Annotated in this window: 18 protein-coding genes; 12 read left to right on the top strand and 6 right to left on the bottom strand. The window is 58.3% G+C overall.

What is annotated here, in order from left to right:
- Window positions 1-16: 16 nt before the first annotated feature.
- The 6 genes from fliS to LNV08_RS09695 all read right to left on the bottom strand — a co-directional run bounded on the left by fliS (window position 17) and on the right by LNV08_RS09695 (window position 7,391).
- On the bottom strand, window positions 17-448 hold the full coding sequence (fliS, locus tag LNV08_RS09720; RefSeq protein WP_263533491.1) for a flagellar export chaperone FliS: 432 nt from the start codon (window positions 446-448) through the stop codon (window positions 17-19).
- 231 nt (window positions 449-679) lie between these two features.
- Entirely contained in the window at window positions 680-2,140 is a 1,461-nt protein-coding gene (fliD, locus tag LNV08_RS09715) for a flagellar filament capping protein FliD (RefSeq protein WP_263533490.1), read from the bottom strand.
- Window positions 2,141-2,273: 133 nt separating this feature from the next.
- Window positions 2,274-3,122, bottom strand: coding sequence for a flagellin (locus tag LNV08_RS09710; protein WP_263533489.1), 849 nt, complete (start codon window positions 3,120-3,122; stop codon window positions 2,274-2,276).
- A 312-nt stretch (window positions 3,123-3,434) separates the two neighbouring features.
- A complete protein-coding gene (locus tag LNV08_RS09705; RefSeq protein WP_263533488.1) occupies window positions 3,435-4,280 on the bottom strand; it encodes a flagellin in 846 nt (281 codons plus the stop codon).
- A 405-nt stretch (window positions 4,281-4,685) separates the two neighbouring features.
- The gene (locus tag LNV08_RS09700) at window positions 4,686-5,525 is read right to left on the bottom strand and encodes a flagellin (RefSeq protein WP_263533487.1); all 840 of its coding nucleotides are present in this window, start codon (window positions 5,523-5,525) and stop codon (window positions 4,686-4,688) included.
- 1,026 nt (window positions 5,526-6,551) lie between these two features.
- Window positions 6,552-7,391: a flagellin gene (locus LNV08_RS09695; protein WP_263533486.1), complete on the bottom strand. Its 840-nt coding sequence runs from the start codon at window positions 7,389-7,391 to the stop codon at window positions 6,552-6,554.
- 782 nt (window positions 7,392-8,173) lie between these two features.
- On the opposite strand from LNV08_RS09695, the gene LNV08_RS09690 reads away from it, so the two are divergent.
- The 12 genes from LNV08_RS09690 to LNV08_RS09635 all read left to right on the top strand — a co-directional run bounded on the left by LNV08_RS09690 (window position 8,174) and on the right by LNV08_RS09635 (window position 17,301).
- A complete protein-coding gene (locus LNV08_RS09690) occupies window positions 8,174-8,653 on the top strand; it encodes a hypothetical protein (RefSeq protein WP_263533485.1) in 480 nt (159 codons plus the stop codon).
- A gap of 299 nt (window positions 8,654-8,952) precedes the next feature.
- Window positions 8,953-9,276, top strand: coding sequence for a flagellar transcriptional regulator FlhD (gene flhD / locus LNV08_RS09685; RefSeq protein WP_263533484.1), 324 nt, complete (start codon window positions 8,953-8,955; stop codon window positions 9,274-9,276).
- A 40-nt stretch (window positions 9,277-9,316) separates the two neighbouring features.
- A complete protein-coding gene (gene flhC / locus LNV08_RS09680) occupies window positions 9,317-9,853 on the top strand; it encodes a flagellar transcriptional regulator FlhC (RefSeq protein WP_263533483.1) in 537 nt (178 codons plus the stop codon).
- Window positions 9,854-9,868: 15 nt separating this feature from the next.
- Entirely contained in the window at window positions 9,869-10,918 is a 1,050-nt protein-coding gene (locus LNV08_RS09675) for a glycosyltransferase (protein ID WP_263533482.1), read from the top strand.
- 59 nt (window positions 10,919-10,977) lie between these two features.
- A complete protein-coding gene (gene fliB / locus LNV08_RS09670; RefSeq protein ID WP_263533481.1) occupies window positions 10,978-12,225 on the top strand; it encodes a flagellin lysine-N-methylase in 1,248 nt (415 codons plus the stop codon).
- Window positions 12,226-12,425: 200 nt separating this feature from the next.
- Entirely contained in the window at window positions 12,426-12,749 is a 324-nt protein-coding gene (flhD, locus tag LNV08_RS09665; RefSeq protein ID WP_263533480.1) for a flagellar transcriptional regulator FlhD, read from the top strand.
- 158 nt (window positions 12,750-12,907) lie between these two features.
- Window positions 12,908-13,444, top strand: a complete 537-nt coding sequence (gene flhC, locus LNV08_RS09660) for a flagellar transcriptional regulator FlhC (RefSeq protein WP_263533479.1) — start codon at window positions 12,908-12,910, stop codon at window positions 13,442-13,444.
- Window positions 13,445-13,487: 43 nt separating this feature from the next.
- Window positions 13,488-14,234: a class I SAM-dependent methyltransferase gene (locus LNV08_RS09655; protein WP_263533478.1), complete on the top strand. Its 747-nt coding sequence runs from the start codon at window positions 13,488-13,490 to the stop codon at window positions 14,232-14,234.
- Window positions 14,235-14,374: 140 nt separating this feature from the next.
- The gene (motA, locus tag LNV08_RS09650; protein ID WP_263533477.1) at window positions 14,375-15,235 is read left to right on the top strand and encodes a flagellar motor stator protein MotA; all 861 of its coding nucleotides are present in this window, start codon (window positions 14,375-14,377) and stop codon (window positions 15,233-15,235) included.
- Between the two features lie 42 nt (window positions 15,236-15,277).
- The gene (gene motB, locus LNV08_RS09645) at window positions 15,278-16,228 is read left to right on the top strand and encodes a flagellar motor protein MotB (RefSeq protein ID WP_263533476.1); all 951 of its coding nucleotides are present in this window, start codon (window positions 15,278-15,280) and stop codon (window positions 16,226-16,228) included.
- Between the two features lie 26 nt (window positions 16,229-16,254).
- Entirely contained in the window at window positions 16,255-16,647 is a 393-nt protein-coding gene (cheY, locus tag LNV08_RS09640) for a chemotaxis response regulator CheY (RefSeq protein WP_263533475.1), read from the top strand.
- Between the two features lie 18 nt (window positions 16,648-16,665).
- Complete coding sequence (locus tag LNV08_RS09635; RefSeq protein WP_263533474.1) at window positions 16,666-17,301, top strand: protein phosphatase CheZ; 636 nt, start codon at window positions 16,666-16,668, stop codon at window positions 17,299-17,301.
- The last annotated feature ends 129 nt before the right edge of the window (window positions 17,302-17,430 follow it).

Genomic DNA, 17,430 nt, shown 5'->3' with positions numbered 1-17,430 from the left:
GGGCTGCTGCGTGGTTTCATGCCGCGCGCAAAACTTCGGGTGCTTGCGCGATGGCCGTCCAGGCTTCCCGCACGGGCGTCAGGATGCGCTGACATTCCTCGATGGCAGCGATGTCGCCGTGCAGATTGGCCTTGGTCAGGCGCATGCACAAATAGGCATAGAGGTCGTTCAAGTCGTTGGCCAGTGGGCCGGCTTGCAGATTCAAGCTGGCCTTCAGGCCTTCGTCCAAGATCCGCACGGCGCGGCTCAAGGAGCGATTCTTTAATTCGGTATTGCCGTTTTCAATCCCGGCACGAGCTTGGCTCATGGCATCGAAAACGCCATCAAACAACATCGTGACCAGCCGGTGAGGGGAGGCGCCTTGCACATCGGTCTCCAAGCCAACCTTGCGGTACATGGAGGCGCGCTGGGTTCGCGTGGCAAAAGGTGATGAGGCGTTGCCGTACATATGATTCTTTCCGAATGTGCCGTGTTGATTTGTTTTCGACCCTTGGACGGCTAACTTAAGTGCTCGCAGAAGGCGAGTAACCCTGGAAAGAAATTTAGACGCAGATCTAGGCTGCGGCCGTGAATTTGTTCCATCTGGCTGAATGAAAAATGGCGAACTCCTTGAAGTTCGCCATTTGTTGCTCGGCAGCTCATCCTTGCCGGCACAGCCGCGTTGAACCTATTGCCGCAACTATTTCACCAAATTATTCATTTGCTGGGTGACGTAAGTCGACAAGCTGCTGAGCTTACTCATCTGCGTATCCAGGGCGGTGTACCTTGCACGCAAGCGGGTTTCGGTCAGGCTGACTTTGGTCTCTAGTCGCTCGGTGCTCTTCGCGTCGTTGTCAATGGCTTTTTGCAGGCCGCTTTGCCGGTTGGTCACTCGGCCGTCGAAGCCCAGGGCCTTGTCGGCAAAACTCTGCAATTGCTTGGCCAAACCGACATTGCTCGAATTGTTGCTGTCCGTCCCCATGAACAGCGTCTTCAAGCTGGCCAAGTCTCCGAGTGCCGCGTCAAGCTTGCCGGCGTCGGTTTTGAACACACCGCCGGTACTGGGGTTCAGGCCAATTTCGGCGAACCGCGAGTATTTGCCGCCAACCGTGCTGGTGGCTCCGACTAGGCCGCGCATCTCGAACTGAAGCCCGACGACCGCAGAGTCGCCCTGCAAGGCGGCGCCTTTTTTGGTCGCAGCGTCATACTTGGTCTGCTCGCCCATCAAGGTTGCAACAGCGTTGTAGGCGGTGGCGAAGTCGTTGATGGCTTTCTTGATGGAATCCTTGTCCGGTCCTATCGTCAGATTGACCTCGGCAGTGCTCGCCTTGAGCAAATTGATCGTCATGCCTTCGATGGAATCCTTCAGCGTGTTCGATTCCGAATCGACCGAAAGGCCGTTGAGCAAGACACTGGCGTTGCCTGCCGCTTGGTTGCGCGTCATGGGGGTAAGCGATGTGCCGGGGTCATAGGACAGAGCCGACAAGCCTTCGCCGTCCGGCTGCCCATCTGAATTCGCGACCTTGATACGAAAGCCATTGGTGGCGCCGGTTTCACTGGAACGAATGACCAAGCGTGGGCCGCTGCTGTCGGTCACGATCGAGGCCACCACGCCAGCGTTACTCTTGTTGATCTCGTCGCGTACTTGGGCCAGTTGGTAAGGTCCCGCTGGCAAGTTGATGTTGATAGGGCTGCCACCTGCTTTGGGGTCGAAGGTCGGTGGCGGCACGGGATCGTTGGGGTCGGCAGGGGGCGGCGCTTCGGTCCATTTGCCCAGTTCGATTGTCATCGTGCCTTGTCCTACCGCTTGGCCGACGGGGATCACCTTGCTGGACACCGATTGCGCCGATGCCAGCCGATTGACCATCACAGCGACATTGCCAGTGGGTGCCGACGCACTCGGACTGACCGAGACTGCTGTCGCATCGCTGGAATTGCCCATGCTGGCCGCCCAGGTGTCGGGTTTGGTCAACTTTCCCGCTGCATCCCGCATTGCGGCGAGCGCGCTTTGGATCTTGCCGTAGGCCGACAACTGCGTCTTCAGACCATCGGTATGGGTCTTCAGTTGGTTGATCGGGGTTCGTTCAACGGCGACCAGCTTGCCGATCAGGGACTCAATGTCGAGCCCGCTGCCGATGCCGGCTGAGGTGATGCTGGGCATGATGATGCTCCACTAAGCGCCACGTGGTGGACGCTTAAAAAATGACGAATGGTCGATAGGCAAGTGCACTATCGACCATTTCGGGTTTTTCTTGAGGGTCAATGAGACCCTGATTGAGGCCTTAGTTCAAGCGTCAACCGCCGCGCAGCAGGCTCAAGACTTGCTGTGGCAGTTGATTCGCCTGTGCCACCATCGCATTGCCGGCCTGTTGAAGAATCTGCGTACGACTCAAATTCGAGGTTTCCGATGCATAGTCGGCATCCATGATGCGGCTGCGCGCCGCGCTCTGGTTCTCCACCGAGACCTGCAAATTGGAAATCACCGCCTCAAAACGGTTCTGCGACGCACCCAAGGTGGCGCGTTGGCTACTGACTGTGTTGAGGGCGATATCCAGGTTGTCGATGACGACCTTCAGGTCGGCCGTCGTCGAGGCATTGCCGATAACGGAGGTCGTCACCGCGAGGATGGTGGCGTCGGCCGTGAGATCCGAGGTCGCAACCGTGATGGTGTCTTCTGCGCCGGTGTTCGGGCCGACCTGGAACTCTTGCGGCAGCGTCGCGTCGACGCCGAGGATCTTTTTGCCGTTGAAGGTCGTACCGGCCAACACTCGGCTGATTTCCTGGGCCAACTCGCCGAATTCCGCGCCGATGGAGTCCAAGTCGGTGGTGGTGTTGGTCGCATTGCGCGACTGTACCGAGAGCTCTCGCATCCGTTGCAGCGTGTCGCCGACCTTGGACAACGCGCCTTCAGCCGTTTGCGCCAGCGAAATACCGTCGTTGGCGTTTCGAATCGCCACATTCATGCCGCGCACCTGGGCGTTCATTCGTTCGGCAATCGCCAGGCCGGCTGCGTCGTCCTTGGCGGAGTTGACACGCATACCCGAGGACAGACGCTGCATGGACACCGCCAGCGATCCCTGCGACATATTGAGATTGCGCTGCGCGTTGAGCGAGGCAATATTGGTGTTAATGGTCTGGGGCATTTGAGCACTCCTGCAAAATTCGCTAACTTCCGGTCAAGCCGGCGTCTTGTGGTGGCGGCGAACCCAAGGTTCCTCCGTCGCCATCTCCGCCCGGCCATTTCAAGCATTGCCTTCGCAAGGTCGCCGCTTGTTCCGAACGCCGGGTTTGCAAAAATTCCAAACCCGATGAGCGAATTTTCTAAGTGCTCGGCTGTTTCAAAGCTCCGAAAAAGGGGTGAAACATCGCCCATAAAAAAGCTCCCCGCCCGACGCTGGGTCGGGGAGGGGAGCGCTTGAGTTGGGCTACTTGATGAGTGCGGTGTCAGTAATTGCTTAGCCGCCGCGCAGCAGAGACAAGACTTGCTGCGGCATCTGGTTGGCCTGGGAGATCATTGCCGAACCAGCTTGCTGCAGGATCTGTGAGCGACTCAAGTTGGCGGTCTCAGAAGCGTAGTCGGCATCCATGATGCGGCTGCGTGCCGCACTCTGGTTCTCCACCGACACCATCAAGTTGGAGATCACGGCTTCGAAGCGATTTTGCGCGGCGCCTAAAGTGGCCCGGCTGGAACTGACGGTGTTGATGGCTGCATCGATTTGTTCGATCGTGGCCTTCAATGTGGTCGCGTCGGAGGTGTCGTCAATCTTGTCGTCGGTCACGGCCTTGATCTCGGCATTGGCCGTCATGTTCTCTGTCGTCACCGTGACAATATCGTTGGCGGTTGTGTTGGCTCCAATCTGGAAGATCTGGGCGCCAAAATCACCACCCAGAATAGCCTTGCCGTTGAATGTGGTGCCTGCCAGTACGCGTTGAATCTCACTGCCCAACTCGGTGAACTCCTTGCCGATGGAGGCAAGGTCGGTGGTCGTGTTTGTCGCGTTGCGGGCTTGAACGCCCAGTTCACGCATGCGCTGTAGCGAGTCGCCCACTTTAGACAAAGCACCTTCAGCCGTTTGCGCCAAAGAGATGCCGTCATTGGCGTTGCGAACGGCCACATTCATGCCGCGAACTTGGGAGCTCATGCGCTCCGCAATGGCGAGTCCTGCGGCGTCGTCCTTGGCTGAGTTGACGCGCATGCCGGACGACAGACGCTGCATCGACGTGGCCAGAGAAAGCTGTGTGCTTGACGCGTTACGTTGTGCGTTCAGCGAAGCAATATTGGTATTGATGATGGAGGGCATTTTCAATCCTTTCGGTGTCTATGACTTGCCGGAAAACCGGGCTCACGGTTCGATAACTAGGCTGCATGAGGAGGCAGCTTTGCCAGCAAAACACGCAGAAAACTCTGCCGCTTTGCACCGTCCGCTCCTGTCCTGTGGGCCCCAATTGCTTGGCGCTTCACAGGGCCGGTTGACCGGACCACGTAGTCCATTCACTTCCTCGGACCCGTTGATTTGTTATCGGTGACACCTTGGATTGACTTAAACAGTTTCTTTCAAAAAAACGCCACCCATTGCTGGGGTACTGCTCAAATTAGAAATTATGAGCGGCCGAATGGGTGACATTAAGGGGCTTGTGCTGGAGGGGTGAGGCTATCCGTTCCTGCGCCGACGGGTGTACTCAGGGCCAGCTGGGCTGGCCCGGGGTCATCGAAGCAATGACAGAACCTGTTGCGGCATCTGATTGGCTTGCGCAATCATCGCCGTACCGGCCTGCTGCAGGATCTGCGAGCGGCTCAAGTTTGCCGTTTCCGTCGCGTAGTCGGTGTCCAGAATCCGGCTTCGTGATGCAGTCTGGTTCTCCACCGACACCATCAGGTTGGAGATCACCGCATCAAAGCGATTCTGTGAAGCACCCAAGGCGGCGCGTTCGGAGCTGACCGTGCTGATGGCGGTGTCGATTTGATCGATCGTCGTCTTCAGGGTTGTTGCGTCCGATGCGTTGTCGATCTTGTCATCCGTGACCGCCTTGATGTCGGCGTCGGTGGCCATATTCTTGGTTGTGACGGTGACCGAGTCGTTGGCCGTGGTGTTCGCGCCAATTTGAAACAGTTGAGCGCCGGATCCGCCGCCCAGAATGGCTTTACCGTTGAAGGTAGTACCCGAGGCAACGCGTTGAATTTCCGCGCCCAACTCGGCGAATTCCTTGCCGATCGAGTCCAAGTCGGTGGTGGTGTTCGTGGCATTGCGAGCTTGCACTCCCAGCTCACGCATACGCTGCAGCGAGTCGCCGATTTTTCCCAAAGCGCCTTCAGCGGTTTGCGCCAGTGAGATGCCGTCGTTGGCATTTCGAACCGCCACATTCATACCGCGCACTTGAGCGGTCATGCGTTCGGCGATCGACAAGCCGGCGGCATCGTCTTTGGCGGAGTTGACTCGCAGTCCAGAGGACAAGCGCTGCATGGATACAGCCAGCGAGTTTTGTGAAGTCGCAACATTGCGTTGCGCATTCAGGGAAGGGACATTTGAATTGATGATTGCGGGCATGATGTGCTCCTGTTTCAGCTACGAAGATTCCCGGCTAAGCGCCGACGTGATTCGGAGAATCAAACGAAACTCCGAGATTCGGGCCATCGGCCTTGCGACCTTGACCCGCCTCGCCCGGCGCTAGGTAACCGTTGCTGCTTTGTGCCCCATCAAATGAAGTACTCAACTTGGCGGCTTTCCTACCGGACCACGCATCTGTTTCCAGACCCGTTGAATTGGTATCGGCCAGCGCAAAGACGAACTTAAGCGCTTTTGTCAAGAGGCTTGATCTGTTGATAAGCGCCGGGGTTCTTGCTCTGTTCTTGGATTCGCGGCCACCGTCCTGGTTTGGATGGGGCGCAAAGCTGCTGAAGTGGCAGGTCGGCGCTGGAGCATTGGGCTTTGCGGTTCTTCGGGTTCCTTGGAATCTTGCGTTAGGGAGTAGCTGAAACAGGGGCAGTGCTGGAGGAGCGTCCAGTATTGCGAGCCCTGATTTGTTTTCGACCGTAGCGGGAGTGGGGAGGGTTTGATAAGCGCCATCTAGCCCTGCCTATTCAATGAATTGAAGCTAAAGGGGCGAGGCATTCCCATCCCGGGCCGTCGATCGACGCGCGCAGCAAGCGGGGTATGAAGCCCTGGAGCGAGGGCTTGGGCAAAGAGGGAGCGATGCTTGTCGCTTTGGCCGGCTTGATCCGTGGTGATCAGGCATTGCTTGCTGGGGAAGCGAGCTCCCGGATGGGTGTGTAGGAGCCAAGCGTGCAGGCGGGCGCATGTGCCGAGGGCACAGTAGCGGTCTGAAATAGCCGCCTGAAAACGCCGTTATCTTCTTGCCATTCAATGGGTGAAGAAGCGAAAAGAGCCAGAAAAAAAAGGGGGCGGCGCCTTGGGCTGAGCTGAAGTGCATTCAGTCAAAAAGACGCCGCCCATCTGCGGGCTGCTGCTCAAGGGCAGCATGAGGGGCGGCGTCAAGGGGCTTGTGCTGGAGGGGTGAGGCTATCCGTTCCTTGTCCGACGGGTGTACTCAGGGCCAGCGAGGCTGGCCCGGGGTCATCGAAGCAAAGAAAGTACTTGCTGTGGCGCTTGATTGGCCTGCGCAATCATCGCCGTGCCTGCTTGTTGCAGGATCTGCGCTCGGCTCAGATTGGCCGTCTCCGTCGCATAGTCGGTATCCAGAATCCGGCTGCGCGATGCGGTTTGGTTTTCCACCGACACCATCAAGTTGGAAATCACCGCATCAAAGCGGTTTTGTGAAGCACCGAGTGACGCGCGCTCGGAACTGACCGTGCTGATGGCGGTGTCGATCTGGTCGATGGTGGTCTTCAGCGTTGCTGAAGTCGAGTTCAGGTCGATCTTGTCATCGGTCACGGCCTTGATATCGGTGTCGGTGGCCATGTTTTTGGTCGTCACCGTGACCGCATCATTGGCCGAAGTGTTGGCGCCAATTTGGAACAGTTGAGCGCCTGCGCCGCCGCCCAAAACAGCTTTGCCGTTGAAGGTGGTGCCTGAGGCAACCCGCTGAATTTCGGCGCCCAGTTCCGCGAATTCCTTGCCGATAGAGTCCAAGTCGGTGGTGGTGTTGGTCGCGTTACGCGCCTGCACACCTAGCTCACGCATTCGCTGCAGTGAGTCACCGATCTTGCCGAGTGCGCCCTCCGCCGTTTGCGCCAGCGAGATGCCGTCGTTGGCATTTCGAACCGCCACATTCATGCCGCGCACTTGAGCGGTCATGCGTTCGGCGATCGACAAGCCGGCGGCATCGTCTTTGGCAGAGTTGACACGTAAACCCGACGAGAGCCGCTGCATGGATATGGCCAGCGAGTTCTGCGAAGTTGCAACATTGCGTTGCGCATTCAGCGAGGGGACGTTTGAGTTGATGATTGCGGGCATTGTTGTGCTCCTGGTTCAGCTACGAAGATTCCCGGCCAAGCCGCCGACATGATTCGATAAGCTCCAAAGAACTTTCGAGAGTCGGGTCTTTGGTCTTGTGACCTTGACCCGACTCGTCCCGCGCTGTGAACGCATTGAAGCGTTGTGCTCAAGCAAAAGAAGAGCACGACTTCGCAGCAGACCAACCGGACCACGCATCAGTTTTACAACCGGTGTATTCCTTTCGGCCAGAGACAGGCGAACTTGAGCACTATTCTCAAGAAGCTTGATCTGTAGATAAGCGCCGGGTTTGTGCTGCTGTTCTTGAATTTGCTGCCGCTTTACCTGTGAGGTGCGGGGCGTGAAGCTGCAAGAGGAGCAAGTCGGCGCTGGCTGGAAGGGCTTTTCGGTTCTTGCGGGGTCCTTGGAATCTTGTGTGAGATGTAGCTGAAAAAGGGGCCTGACCGGAGGAGCGTCCTGTCTTGCATGCCCTGACTTGTTTTCGGCCGGGGCAGTTGCACCGAGGTTTTGATAAGCGCGCTCTAGCCGGCGCTTTTCTGCCGAATAGCCTTGCCGAGCGGCCCTAAAGTTCGCTCCATTGCCGTCGAGACGCGTGCGCAGGCGCGCATTTCTATCAGCAAGCTGTTTGACCCTAACGTGCTACTGCATGGACCGGGGTGAACTGATCGGATCGTGAATGGAACGCCGGGCTCTGCCCTTTCAATTTGGCAAACCGTTTGGTTTGTTGCTTGAATAGGCGAGCGGCGCAGGCGATGACTGGACTTAACCTCTCGGAGAATCACATGCATGCAATCACGCAAGCGATGACGAAAGCCCCCCAGCAGGCCATGGCGCTCAAGCCGGAAGCTCGGGAAATCAGTGAAGAAGCGGCTTGGCTCTTGGCGCAAGCCCGCAATGCGGCTTATGCCGAGGCTGCCCATGGGCGAGTCGGGCAAGGCCTGATGGTGCTGATGGATGCGCTGGAGCAAGAGCCGATGGCGCATGACTTGCTCAGCGATATGGCCGCTTTGCTGCTGAGCGCGGGCGAGTTGAAGCATGCCGAGTCCTATGCCAAACAGGCCTTGGCCATATCGGCCAACCATGGGGCGAGTCTTTATTCCTTGGCTTTTGCTCAGAGCGGTCAGGGCAACGCGCTGCAGGCCAGGCAAACGCTGCGACAGCTGCTGCAGGGTGAGGCCTTGCTGAGCTTGATGAGTGAGGCCCCCGATCTTTATCCGGTGGCGCAGACCGAATTGGCGCGGCTCGATAAGCTCTTGGGCTGATGCCACTTAGGCTCCCAGCGCTGACAGTCATGGCGCTGGGGCAGCTTGAATGTTGGCAGGCAAGCCTGTAGGAGTTTGCCTGACAAGGCTCTGGGAAGAAGCCAGACTCAAGGGCTGGATTTAGGCTGATGTTGCGACCCTGTTTGTGTCTTCACAATCCGTATCAAGTTGTTACGAGTTGTGTAGCCAAATAAACCGGAGTCCCAGCATGAACGCAGACCAAATCCTCGCCGAAATTCGTGAAGCCAATCTGNTCAAGTTGTTACGAGTTGTGTAGCCAAATAAACCGGAGTCCCAGCATGAACGCAGACCAAATCCTCGCCGAAATTCGTGAAGCCAATCTGTCCTACCTGATGTTGGCGCAGAACCTGATTCGCGCCGACCGCGAGCAGGCGCTCTACCGCTTGGGCGTGTCCGATGACACGGCGACGCTGATCGCTACGCTGAGCCCCGCTCAACTGATGAAGATCGCCTCCGGCAACACCTTGCTGTGCCGCTTCCGCATGGACGACGATCTGGTCTGGGGCTTGTTGACCAGCCATAGTAAGACCACCACCAACGACGGCGTCTCCCGCCTTCACGCCAGCATCCTGATGGCCGGCCGCCATCAAGAAGCCGCCTGATTCCATTAGCCCCAGTTCACAAGAAAACCGAGACTCCACCATGCGCGCCAAAAGCATCGTTACCGAAGCAATCCAGATCAACCGTGCCGTTACTTTGATCAATCTGGGCGCACGCCTGCAGGTGTTGGAGTCCGAAACCGATATGTCCTACGAGCGCTTGCTGCGCTTGTACAAGGAAGTCTCAGGCAAGAGCCCATCCAAAGGCCAACTGCCCTTTTCTACCGATTGGTTCATGACCTGGCAGCCCAATATCCATGCCTCCTTGTTCCTCAACGTGCATGAGTATCTGAATAAGGTGTCGGAACTGGATGAGATTGATGCGGTCATCAAGGCCTATCAGCTCTATCAGGAACAAACGCAGGCGCAGGGCCTGGAAGCGATGCTGTCGGTGACGCGTGCTTGGCGCTTGGTGAAGTTCATCGATAACGGCATGTTGACGATGACCAAATGCTCGGAATGCGGTGGCCATTTCGTCACCCATCCCCATGAGATCGCCCGCCACTATGTTTGCGGCATGTGCAAGCCACCGGCCCGTGCCGGCAAGGGCCGCTCGCAAGGCTCGATCCAGATGCACTGATTAAGCGAGGCTGAGATGGCCGGTGCAGCGGTGGCGATGCGAACTTGCTTGGTGGTGATTGCGCGCGACGAGGCCGCACGCATCGAGCGGCTGCTGAACTCGCTGCGGCCTTGGGTCGACGAGATGCTGGTGCTGGATACCGGCTCGGTCGATGCGACGCCGAGCTTGGCTGCGGCCTGTGGTGCACGCGTTGAAAGTTTTTCCTGGTGCGATGACTTTGCGGCAGCCCGCAATGCGGCGCTGAACGCGGCCGCGGCCGATTGGCATCTGCTGCTCGATGCCGACGAATGGCTGATCAGTGGCGGCGAGGCTCTGCTCGCCCTGCGTCAAACGCGGCCCGACTTTGTCGGCACGATCGCTTTGCAGGATCATTTTTTCGATGGCGAGTTGCGCCATGCGCACTCCAGGCTCTCACGGGTGTTGCCGGGTGCGGTGCGTTACACCGGCCGCATCCATGAGCAGCCGCAACATGCGCTGCCGGTCAAGCCTTTGAGCATTGTCGTGGGGCATGACGGCTATTTGCCGGAACGCCTGCAGGCCAAACGCGGCCGCAACCAAGGGCTTTTGCAGCAAGAATTGCAAGCTCATCCCGAACAAGCCTATCTTTGGTATCAGCTCGGCAAGGACTGTGCGGTTTATGACGAGCATGAGCGCGCCGAGCAGTGTTTCGAGAAAGCGGCTGCTCTGCCGCACCCGGAACAAGGCTGGTGGTTTGACTTGGTGACGCGCAGGCTCTTCGCGCTTAAACAGCTCAAGCGGCATGAGCAGGCCGTCCAGTTCGCGCAGACGCAGTTAGGGGTTTGTGCCGCGTCGCCGGACTTCTTCTTTGCGCTCGGTGATTTGCTGCTGGACTTTGCCGCCGATGCGCCTGATCAAGCGCCGCATCTGCTGCCCATGATTGAAGATGCTTGGCGGCGCTGTTTGGAGTTGGGCGAGCGGCCCGATCTGAGCGGTGCGGTGGCGGGAAGGGGCAGTTATTTGGCGGCCCACAACCTGGCCTTGGTGCTGGATGGCACCGGGCGTGCTCAGGAAGCCGCAGATTTGCGGCGTGCATTTGCTGGCTGAGTTCGCGCGCCGCCGCGTTAAGGCGTTACGCTCGCAGGCAATTCTTGGACTTGGGGTTGATGAAGATGGGTAAATTCAGTCCGGTCGCACAAGCGCCACGCTATTTACAACAGTTTCAATGCGTGGGTTCAGCCTGTGTGGAGAACTGCTGCACGGGCTGGCAGGTCAGCATCGACAAGCCGACCTACCAAAAGTACCAGGCGATCAAGATCGAGCCTTTGGCAAGTTTGCTGCGCCAGCATGTGCAAAAGAATTCCGGTCCGGTGTCGGTGAGCGGCAGCTATGCCTCGATTGCCCTGAAGACCGAGGAGGCTTGTCCGTTCTTGGATGAGGCAAGGCTTTGCCAAATCCATTCAGGCTTGGGCGCGCAGGCCTTGTCCAATACCTGTAGCGAATATCCTCGCATCTACACCTTGGAGGGTGTGCAGGCTGGGGTGGCGGCCAGTTTGAGTTGCCCAGAGGCGGCGCGCTTGGCTTTGGCCTCGGCTGATGCGGTCGAGTTGGACAGCTTCACCCTGCCTTTTGCCAACCTCAGTTTGGTGCCATTCAACCGCCGCGTTGGCCCGGTTGCGGAGGCCGAGCCCGATCTCGTGCGCCGGCACGCCCGACTGCTGCGTGAGGCCTTGATCATGGTCATCAAGCATCCCGACCTGACTGCGGCTCAAGCCTTGGTGGTGTGCGGTCTTTTGCTGCGCCAAGTTGCCAAGGTGGCCGCCGATGTGCAAGCGCAGGGTGGGGATGCGCTGGCCGCTGATCAGGGTATGTCAGACGCTTTCGAGCAGTATCTGAACCCGAACTTTTTAGAGCATGCGGCCGCCCATGTTGAGAGCCTGAACATTCCGAAAGAGTTGCAGGCATCGCTACTGATGGGGGCAACGCAGAAGTTCTTGGCTGACAACGGCGGGCGCCCTTCGTTTCGCGCCTTGATCGCGGAGGTCCAGGCCGGCCTGCAAGTCCAGAGCTCGCAAGGTGCTGAAAGGCTCAAAGAGTTTGGTGCGGCGCATCCGCATGTGCTGAAGAACTATCTTGTCAACAGCATGGTGGTCTCCTTGTTCCCGCGCAACGGCAGCGCTGAGCTGGAAGCTGACTTCATGGCCCTGGCGGTGCGCTTCGCCCTGATCAAGTTCTATTTGCAGGCCCTCGCGGCTCGCGCCGATCAGCCCTTTGGCATCGATGAGTGCGTGCGCGTGACCTATGTTGTGGTCCGCAATATCGAACACAACCGTCGCTTTATGCCCATGGTTTTGCAGTCATTGCGGGATAACGACGCCTTGCGCATGGAAGTGTTGGCCACCCTGGTTGGCTGACAGTTTTTGTCCTACACCGACAAGATCTTCATGGGGCGACCGGCAAAACATGCTGTCCCGTGTAAGAAGTTGCCTTACAGAGGTGAGGGAAGAAAAGGGACTCAAGCGCTGGAGATAGCCTGATGTTGCCGCCCAGTTCATGTCTTCACAATCCGTATCAAGTTGTTACGAATCACGAAGTCAAAACCCCGGAGCTCAACATGAACGCAGACCAAATCCTCGCCGAAATTCGTGAAGCCAATCTGTCCTACCTGATGTTGGCGCAGAACCTGATTCGCGCCGACCGGGAGCAAGCGCTGTACCGCTTGGGTGTCTCCGAAGACACGGCGACCTTGATCGCCACCTTGAGCCCCGCCCAGCTGATGAAGATCGCTTCCGGCAACACCTTGCTGTGCCGCTTCCGTATGGATGACGATTTGGTCTGGGGTCTGCTGACCAGCCACGGCAAGACGGCCGCCAACGACGGCGTCTCCCGCCTTCACGCCAGCATCCTGATGGCCGGCCGCCATCAAGAAGCCGCCTAGCTTGTTGACCCCGCTTGCGCGGGTACGCGCAAGCACCCCCGAGGGGTCTGACATGAAACGGGCCGTGCCCGCCTCATGTCAGTCCGGCGGGCCCGCTTGGGAGCGGCCCGGCGCTGGCCCCGCAAAGACTTAACAGATCCAAGAACCGAGGCTCCATCATGCGCAACAAAAGCATCCTCACCGAAGCCCTGCAGATCAGCCGTGCCGTCACCTTGATCAATCTGGGTGCGCGTTTGCAAGTGTTGGAGTCGGAGACCGATCTGTCTTACGAGCGCCTGCTGCGCCTGTACAAGGAAGTTTCGGGCAAGAGCCCGTCCAAGGGTCAACTGCCGTTCTCGACCGACTGGTTCATGACTTGGCAGCCCAATATCCACGCGTCCTTGTTCTTGAATGTGCACGAGTACCTGAACAAGGTCTCGGAGCTGGACGAAATTGACGCCGTCATCAAGGCCTATCAGCTCTACCAAGAGCAGACACAGGCGCAGGGACTGGAAGCGATGCTGTCCATCACCCGCGCATGGCGTTTGGTCAAGTTCATCGACAACGGCATGTTGACGATGACCAAATGCTCGGACTGCGGCGGCCACTTCGTCACCCATCCGCATGAAATCGCCCGCCACTATGTCTGCGGCATGTGCAACCCGCCGGCCCGCGCCGGCAAGGGCAGGGCGCAGGGCTCCATCCAGATGCATTGAGCTTGCCCGGCTTGCGAATCGACCGCGCGCTGTGCTGAGCTCTATGCACCTGCTGCGTTGGCCGCTGCCCGCTCTGCTGAGCTGGGCTGCAGCTTGGGCCAGCTTCACGGGCCTGATGGCGGCCGGCTTGACGATTGGCCCGGCCATGTCCGCCAGCGCGCTCCTAGGTGCTGGCCTGGCGCTGCTGCACCAAGCGAGATGGCGCCGCCTGATCGTGGCACTGGGCTTCCCGCTCTCGATGTTGGTGGTGCTGCGTTCTGCGGCCCTGCCTGCGTGGACCTGGCTCTTGCCGCTGGCTCTGCTGGCGCTGGCTTATCCGCGCCGTACCTGGAGCGATGCACCCTGGTTCCCTACACCGCAAGGCGCTTTGACGGCGCTGCGCAAACTGGCTCCGCTGCCTGCAAATTCAGCCATCCTCGACGCCGGTTGTGGCTTGGGCCATGGTTTGCGGGAGCTACACCGAGCCTACCCAGAAGCCCGCATCGAGGGCATCGAATGGAGTGGCTTGCTGGCGAGCTTGGCGGCGCTGCGCTGCCGCTGGGCCAAGATTCACCGGGGCGATATGTGGGCGCAGGACTGGGCGCCGTTTGCGCTGGTTTATGTCTTCCAGCGCCCAGAGACCATGGGCCGGGTTTGGAGTAAGGCCTGCCGTGAACTGCCGCCCACGGCCTATCTGGTCAGCCTCGACTTTGAAATCTCCGGGCAAGCTCCATTGGCGACGCTGGCTTTGGGTCGCGGACACAGCCTGTGGGTGTATCGGCCCGGGTCGCCGTCTTCCGAAAGTCCTTGAGCTTGCTTTGCCCATGGCAATAGGCTCGATTGCACCGTCAAAACCGCTTTGATGCGCGGACCGACCGCAAAAACTATTGCCACACTCAAGGCCTCAAAGATCCCGCCGATAAGGGCAGGAAACCCTCAAAAGAAAGCATTATGTTTGTCTTCATCGGTTGGGCCGTCGCGATGGTTTGCATCTTCGGCGTCTACATATTCCACGGCGGCAATATCATGGTGATCTTGCACGCTTTGCCGTTCGAGATGATCACCATTTTTGGTGCCGCCATCGGTGCCTTTCTGGCCAACAATCAGATGAAGGTGGTGAAGGCAACGATGGCCGGCTTGGGGCGTTGCTTCAAGGGCAGCAAGTTCAGCAAGGCCCGCTATTTGGAACTGCTGGCGCTGATGTACGACATCTTGCAAAAAGCGCGCAAAGAAGGTCTGATGTCGATCGAAAAAGACGTCGAAGATCCGCACAGCTCGGCGCTGTTTCAAAAGTATCCGACCGTGGGCAATGACCACCATGTCACCGAATTCATCACCGACTACCTGCGCATGATGGTGTCGGGCAACCTCAATGCGCATGAGATTGAATCTCTGATGGACAACGAGATTGATACCCATCATGCCGAAGAGCATGCCGCCGTCGCGGCGATCCAGCGTATCGCCGGTGGTCTGCCGGCTTTCGGTATCGTGGCGGCGGTGCTTGGTGTGGTCAACACCATGGGCTCGGTGGGCCAGCCGCCCGCAGTGCTGGGAGGCATGATCGGCTCGGCGCTGGTCGGTACCTTCCTCGGCATTTTGTTGGCCTATGCCTTTGCAGAACCTTTGGCGGGTTTGCTGGAACAAAAAGTTGAAGACGCTGGCAAAGAGCTGCAGTGCATCAAAACTACGCTCCTGGCCAGCATGCAGGGCTACGCCCCACAAGTCGCCATCGAGTTCGGCCGCAAGGTGCTTTTCTCTGGTGACCGCCCCACATTCGGCGAGCTTGAGGCTCATGTGAAGGGCAAGAAGTGATGCCTTTGCTCTTGCTTGAAACGCAGTCCCTGGGGGCTCCAGATGGCCGGTGACGCAAAAAAACTTCAGCCCATCATCATCAAGCGGGTCAAGAAGGGTGGCCACGCCAGCCATGGCGGCGCTTGGAAGATCGCTTATGCCGACTTCGTGACGGCGATGATGGCCTTCTTCTTGCTGATGTGGTTGCTCGGCTCCACCACCGAGGGCGACAAAAAGGGGATTGCAGATTTTTTCGGCTCGCCTCTCAAGGTGGCGATGCAAGGCGGCTCGGGCTCGGGTGACTCCTCGTCGGTGGTCAAGGGCGGCGGCAAAGACTTGACACGCGAAACCGGCCAGGTCAAATCCGGCGACGTGGAGGCGCAAAAACGTACCTTTAATCTGCGCGCGCTGAAAGAAGAGCAGCGCAAGGCCGAACGCGCTCGGCTTGAAGAATTGAAGGACAAGGTTGAAAAAGTGCTGGCCAACAATCCTCAGCTGAGTTCGCTGGGCGGCCAAATCAAGCTCGATATGACGTTGGAAGGTCTGCGAATCCAGATCGCCGACGAAGAAGGGCGGCCGATGTTTGACAGCGGCAGTGCCGTCGTCAAACCCTATATGAAGCAGTTGCTGCGCGAGTTGGGCAGCGTTTTGTCCGAGGTCCCCAATCGCTTGACATTGGAGGGGCACACCGATGCGCAGCCTTTCTCCGCTGGTGATCGGGGTTACTCCAACTGGGAACTGTCGGCCGACCGGGCCAACGCTTCACGGCGTGAATTAAGTCTTGGCGGACTGCCGGAAGCGCGTACGCTGCGGGTGCAGGGTTTGGCAGCGAGCAAGTTGCTGGACCCTAAACAGCCCGAGAGTCCAATCAATCGGCGTATCAGTATCATCGTGATGAACCGCGATGCTGAAGACGCGGTTTTAAAGAATTTGCCACCAGAAGACCCAGCGCCAGCGCCCGCTGACGCCAGCCCTGAAATAAGTCCCTCAAGTTCCGCCACCAAGCCCCGATAAATCTCTCTAGCCCTGCGAGGAAAGCCATGAGCACAGACATGAAATTTTTGGTTGTTGACGATTTCTCAACCATGCGGCGCATTGTGCGCGGCTTGTTGAAGGAGATCGGCTACAACAATTGCGACGAAGCGGAGGATGGTGTTGAGGCCCTCAGCATGCTTAAAGTGGCCAAGTACGACTTCGTCGTCAGCGATATCAATATGCCGAACATGACCGGTTTTGAATTGCTCAAGGCGATCAAGGAAGATCCTAATTTGAAGCATCTGCCGGTGCTGATGGTGACGGCCGAAGCGCGCAAGGAAGACATCGTTTTGGCCGCCCAGTCGGGTGCTGCAGGCTATATCGTCAAGCCTTTCACCAAGGCGACCCTGGAAGAAAAAGTGCAGAAAATCATGCAAAAACTGGCCGCTGCGGCCTGATTCTCAGGGAGACACAATATGTCAATCGAAGCACTGAGTAAATTGGACGCGGGTACCGATCCGCTGACGGTCTCGCCCGAAGTGTTCCAGCAAATCGGCACCATCACACGCGTTTTGCATGACACCATGCAGCAACTCGGTGTGATGCCCAAGTTGCAGGTGGCAACCGACGGTCTGCCAGATGCGCGCAGCCGCCTGAGCTATATCGCCACCAAGACGGCCGCGGCCGCGAACAAGGTGCTGAACTCGGTCGATGAGGCCAAGGTCGATCACGCCTACATCACCAATGCCACCAACGAGATTGCGGCGGCTTTGGTGGCCGACCCTGTCAAGGCAGTGGCCAGTGGCGCGGTGCTCAATTTTGTCAAGGAAGTCGAGGCTCGCACGGCGCGCATCGACGGGCACTTGACCGACATCATGATGGCGCAGGACTTCCACGATCTGACCGGCCAGGTGGTGGCCAAGGTGGTGACGCTGGCCAACGATCTGGAAGATAGCCTGGTCAAGCTGCTGGTCTCCATCGTGCCGCCCGAGCAGCGCGAAAAGGTCGATCCGAACATCTTGCAAGGCCCCGTCGTCAATCCCGAAGGCCGCACCGATATCGTGGCCGATCAGGGCGAAGTTGATGATTTGCTGGCGAGTCTGGGTTTCTAGTCCATTCCCGAGCAGCAAGCAAAGAACCCGCTACAGGCGGGTTTTTTTATGTCCGGCTATTTCTTAGGCCGGATGACGTCTGTTTTTACCGAGCTTATTCGCTTTAAGTTTTCGGCCGGCCCGCCAACA

This window comes from Paucibacter sp. TC2R-5, from assembly GCF_025717605.1.
GTDB classification, from domain to species: domain Bacteria; phylum Pseudomonadota; class Gammaproteobacteria; order Burkholderiales; family Burkholderiaceae_C; genus Paucibacter_A; species Paucibacter_A albus.
The sequence above is the reverse complement of the archived record's forward strand: the minus strand, read 5'-3'. Positions and strand labels throughout refer to the sequence as shown.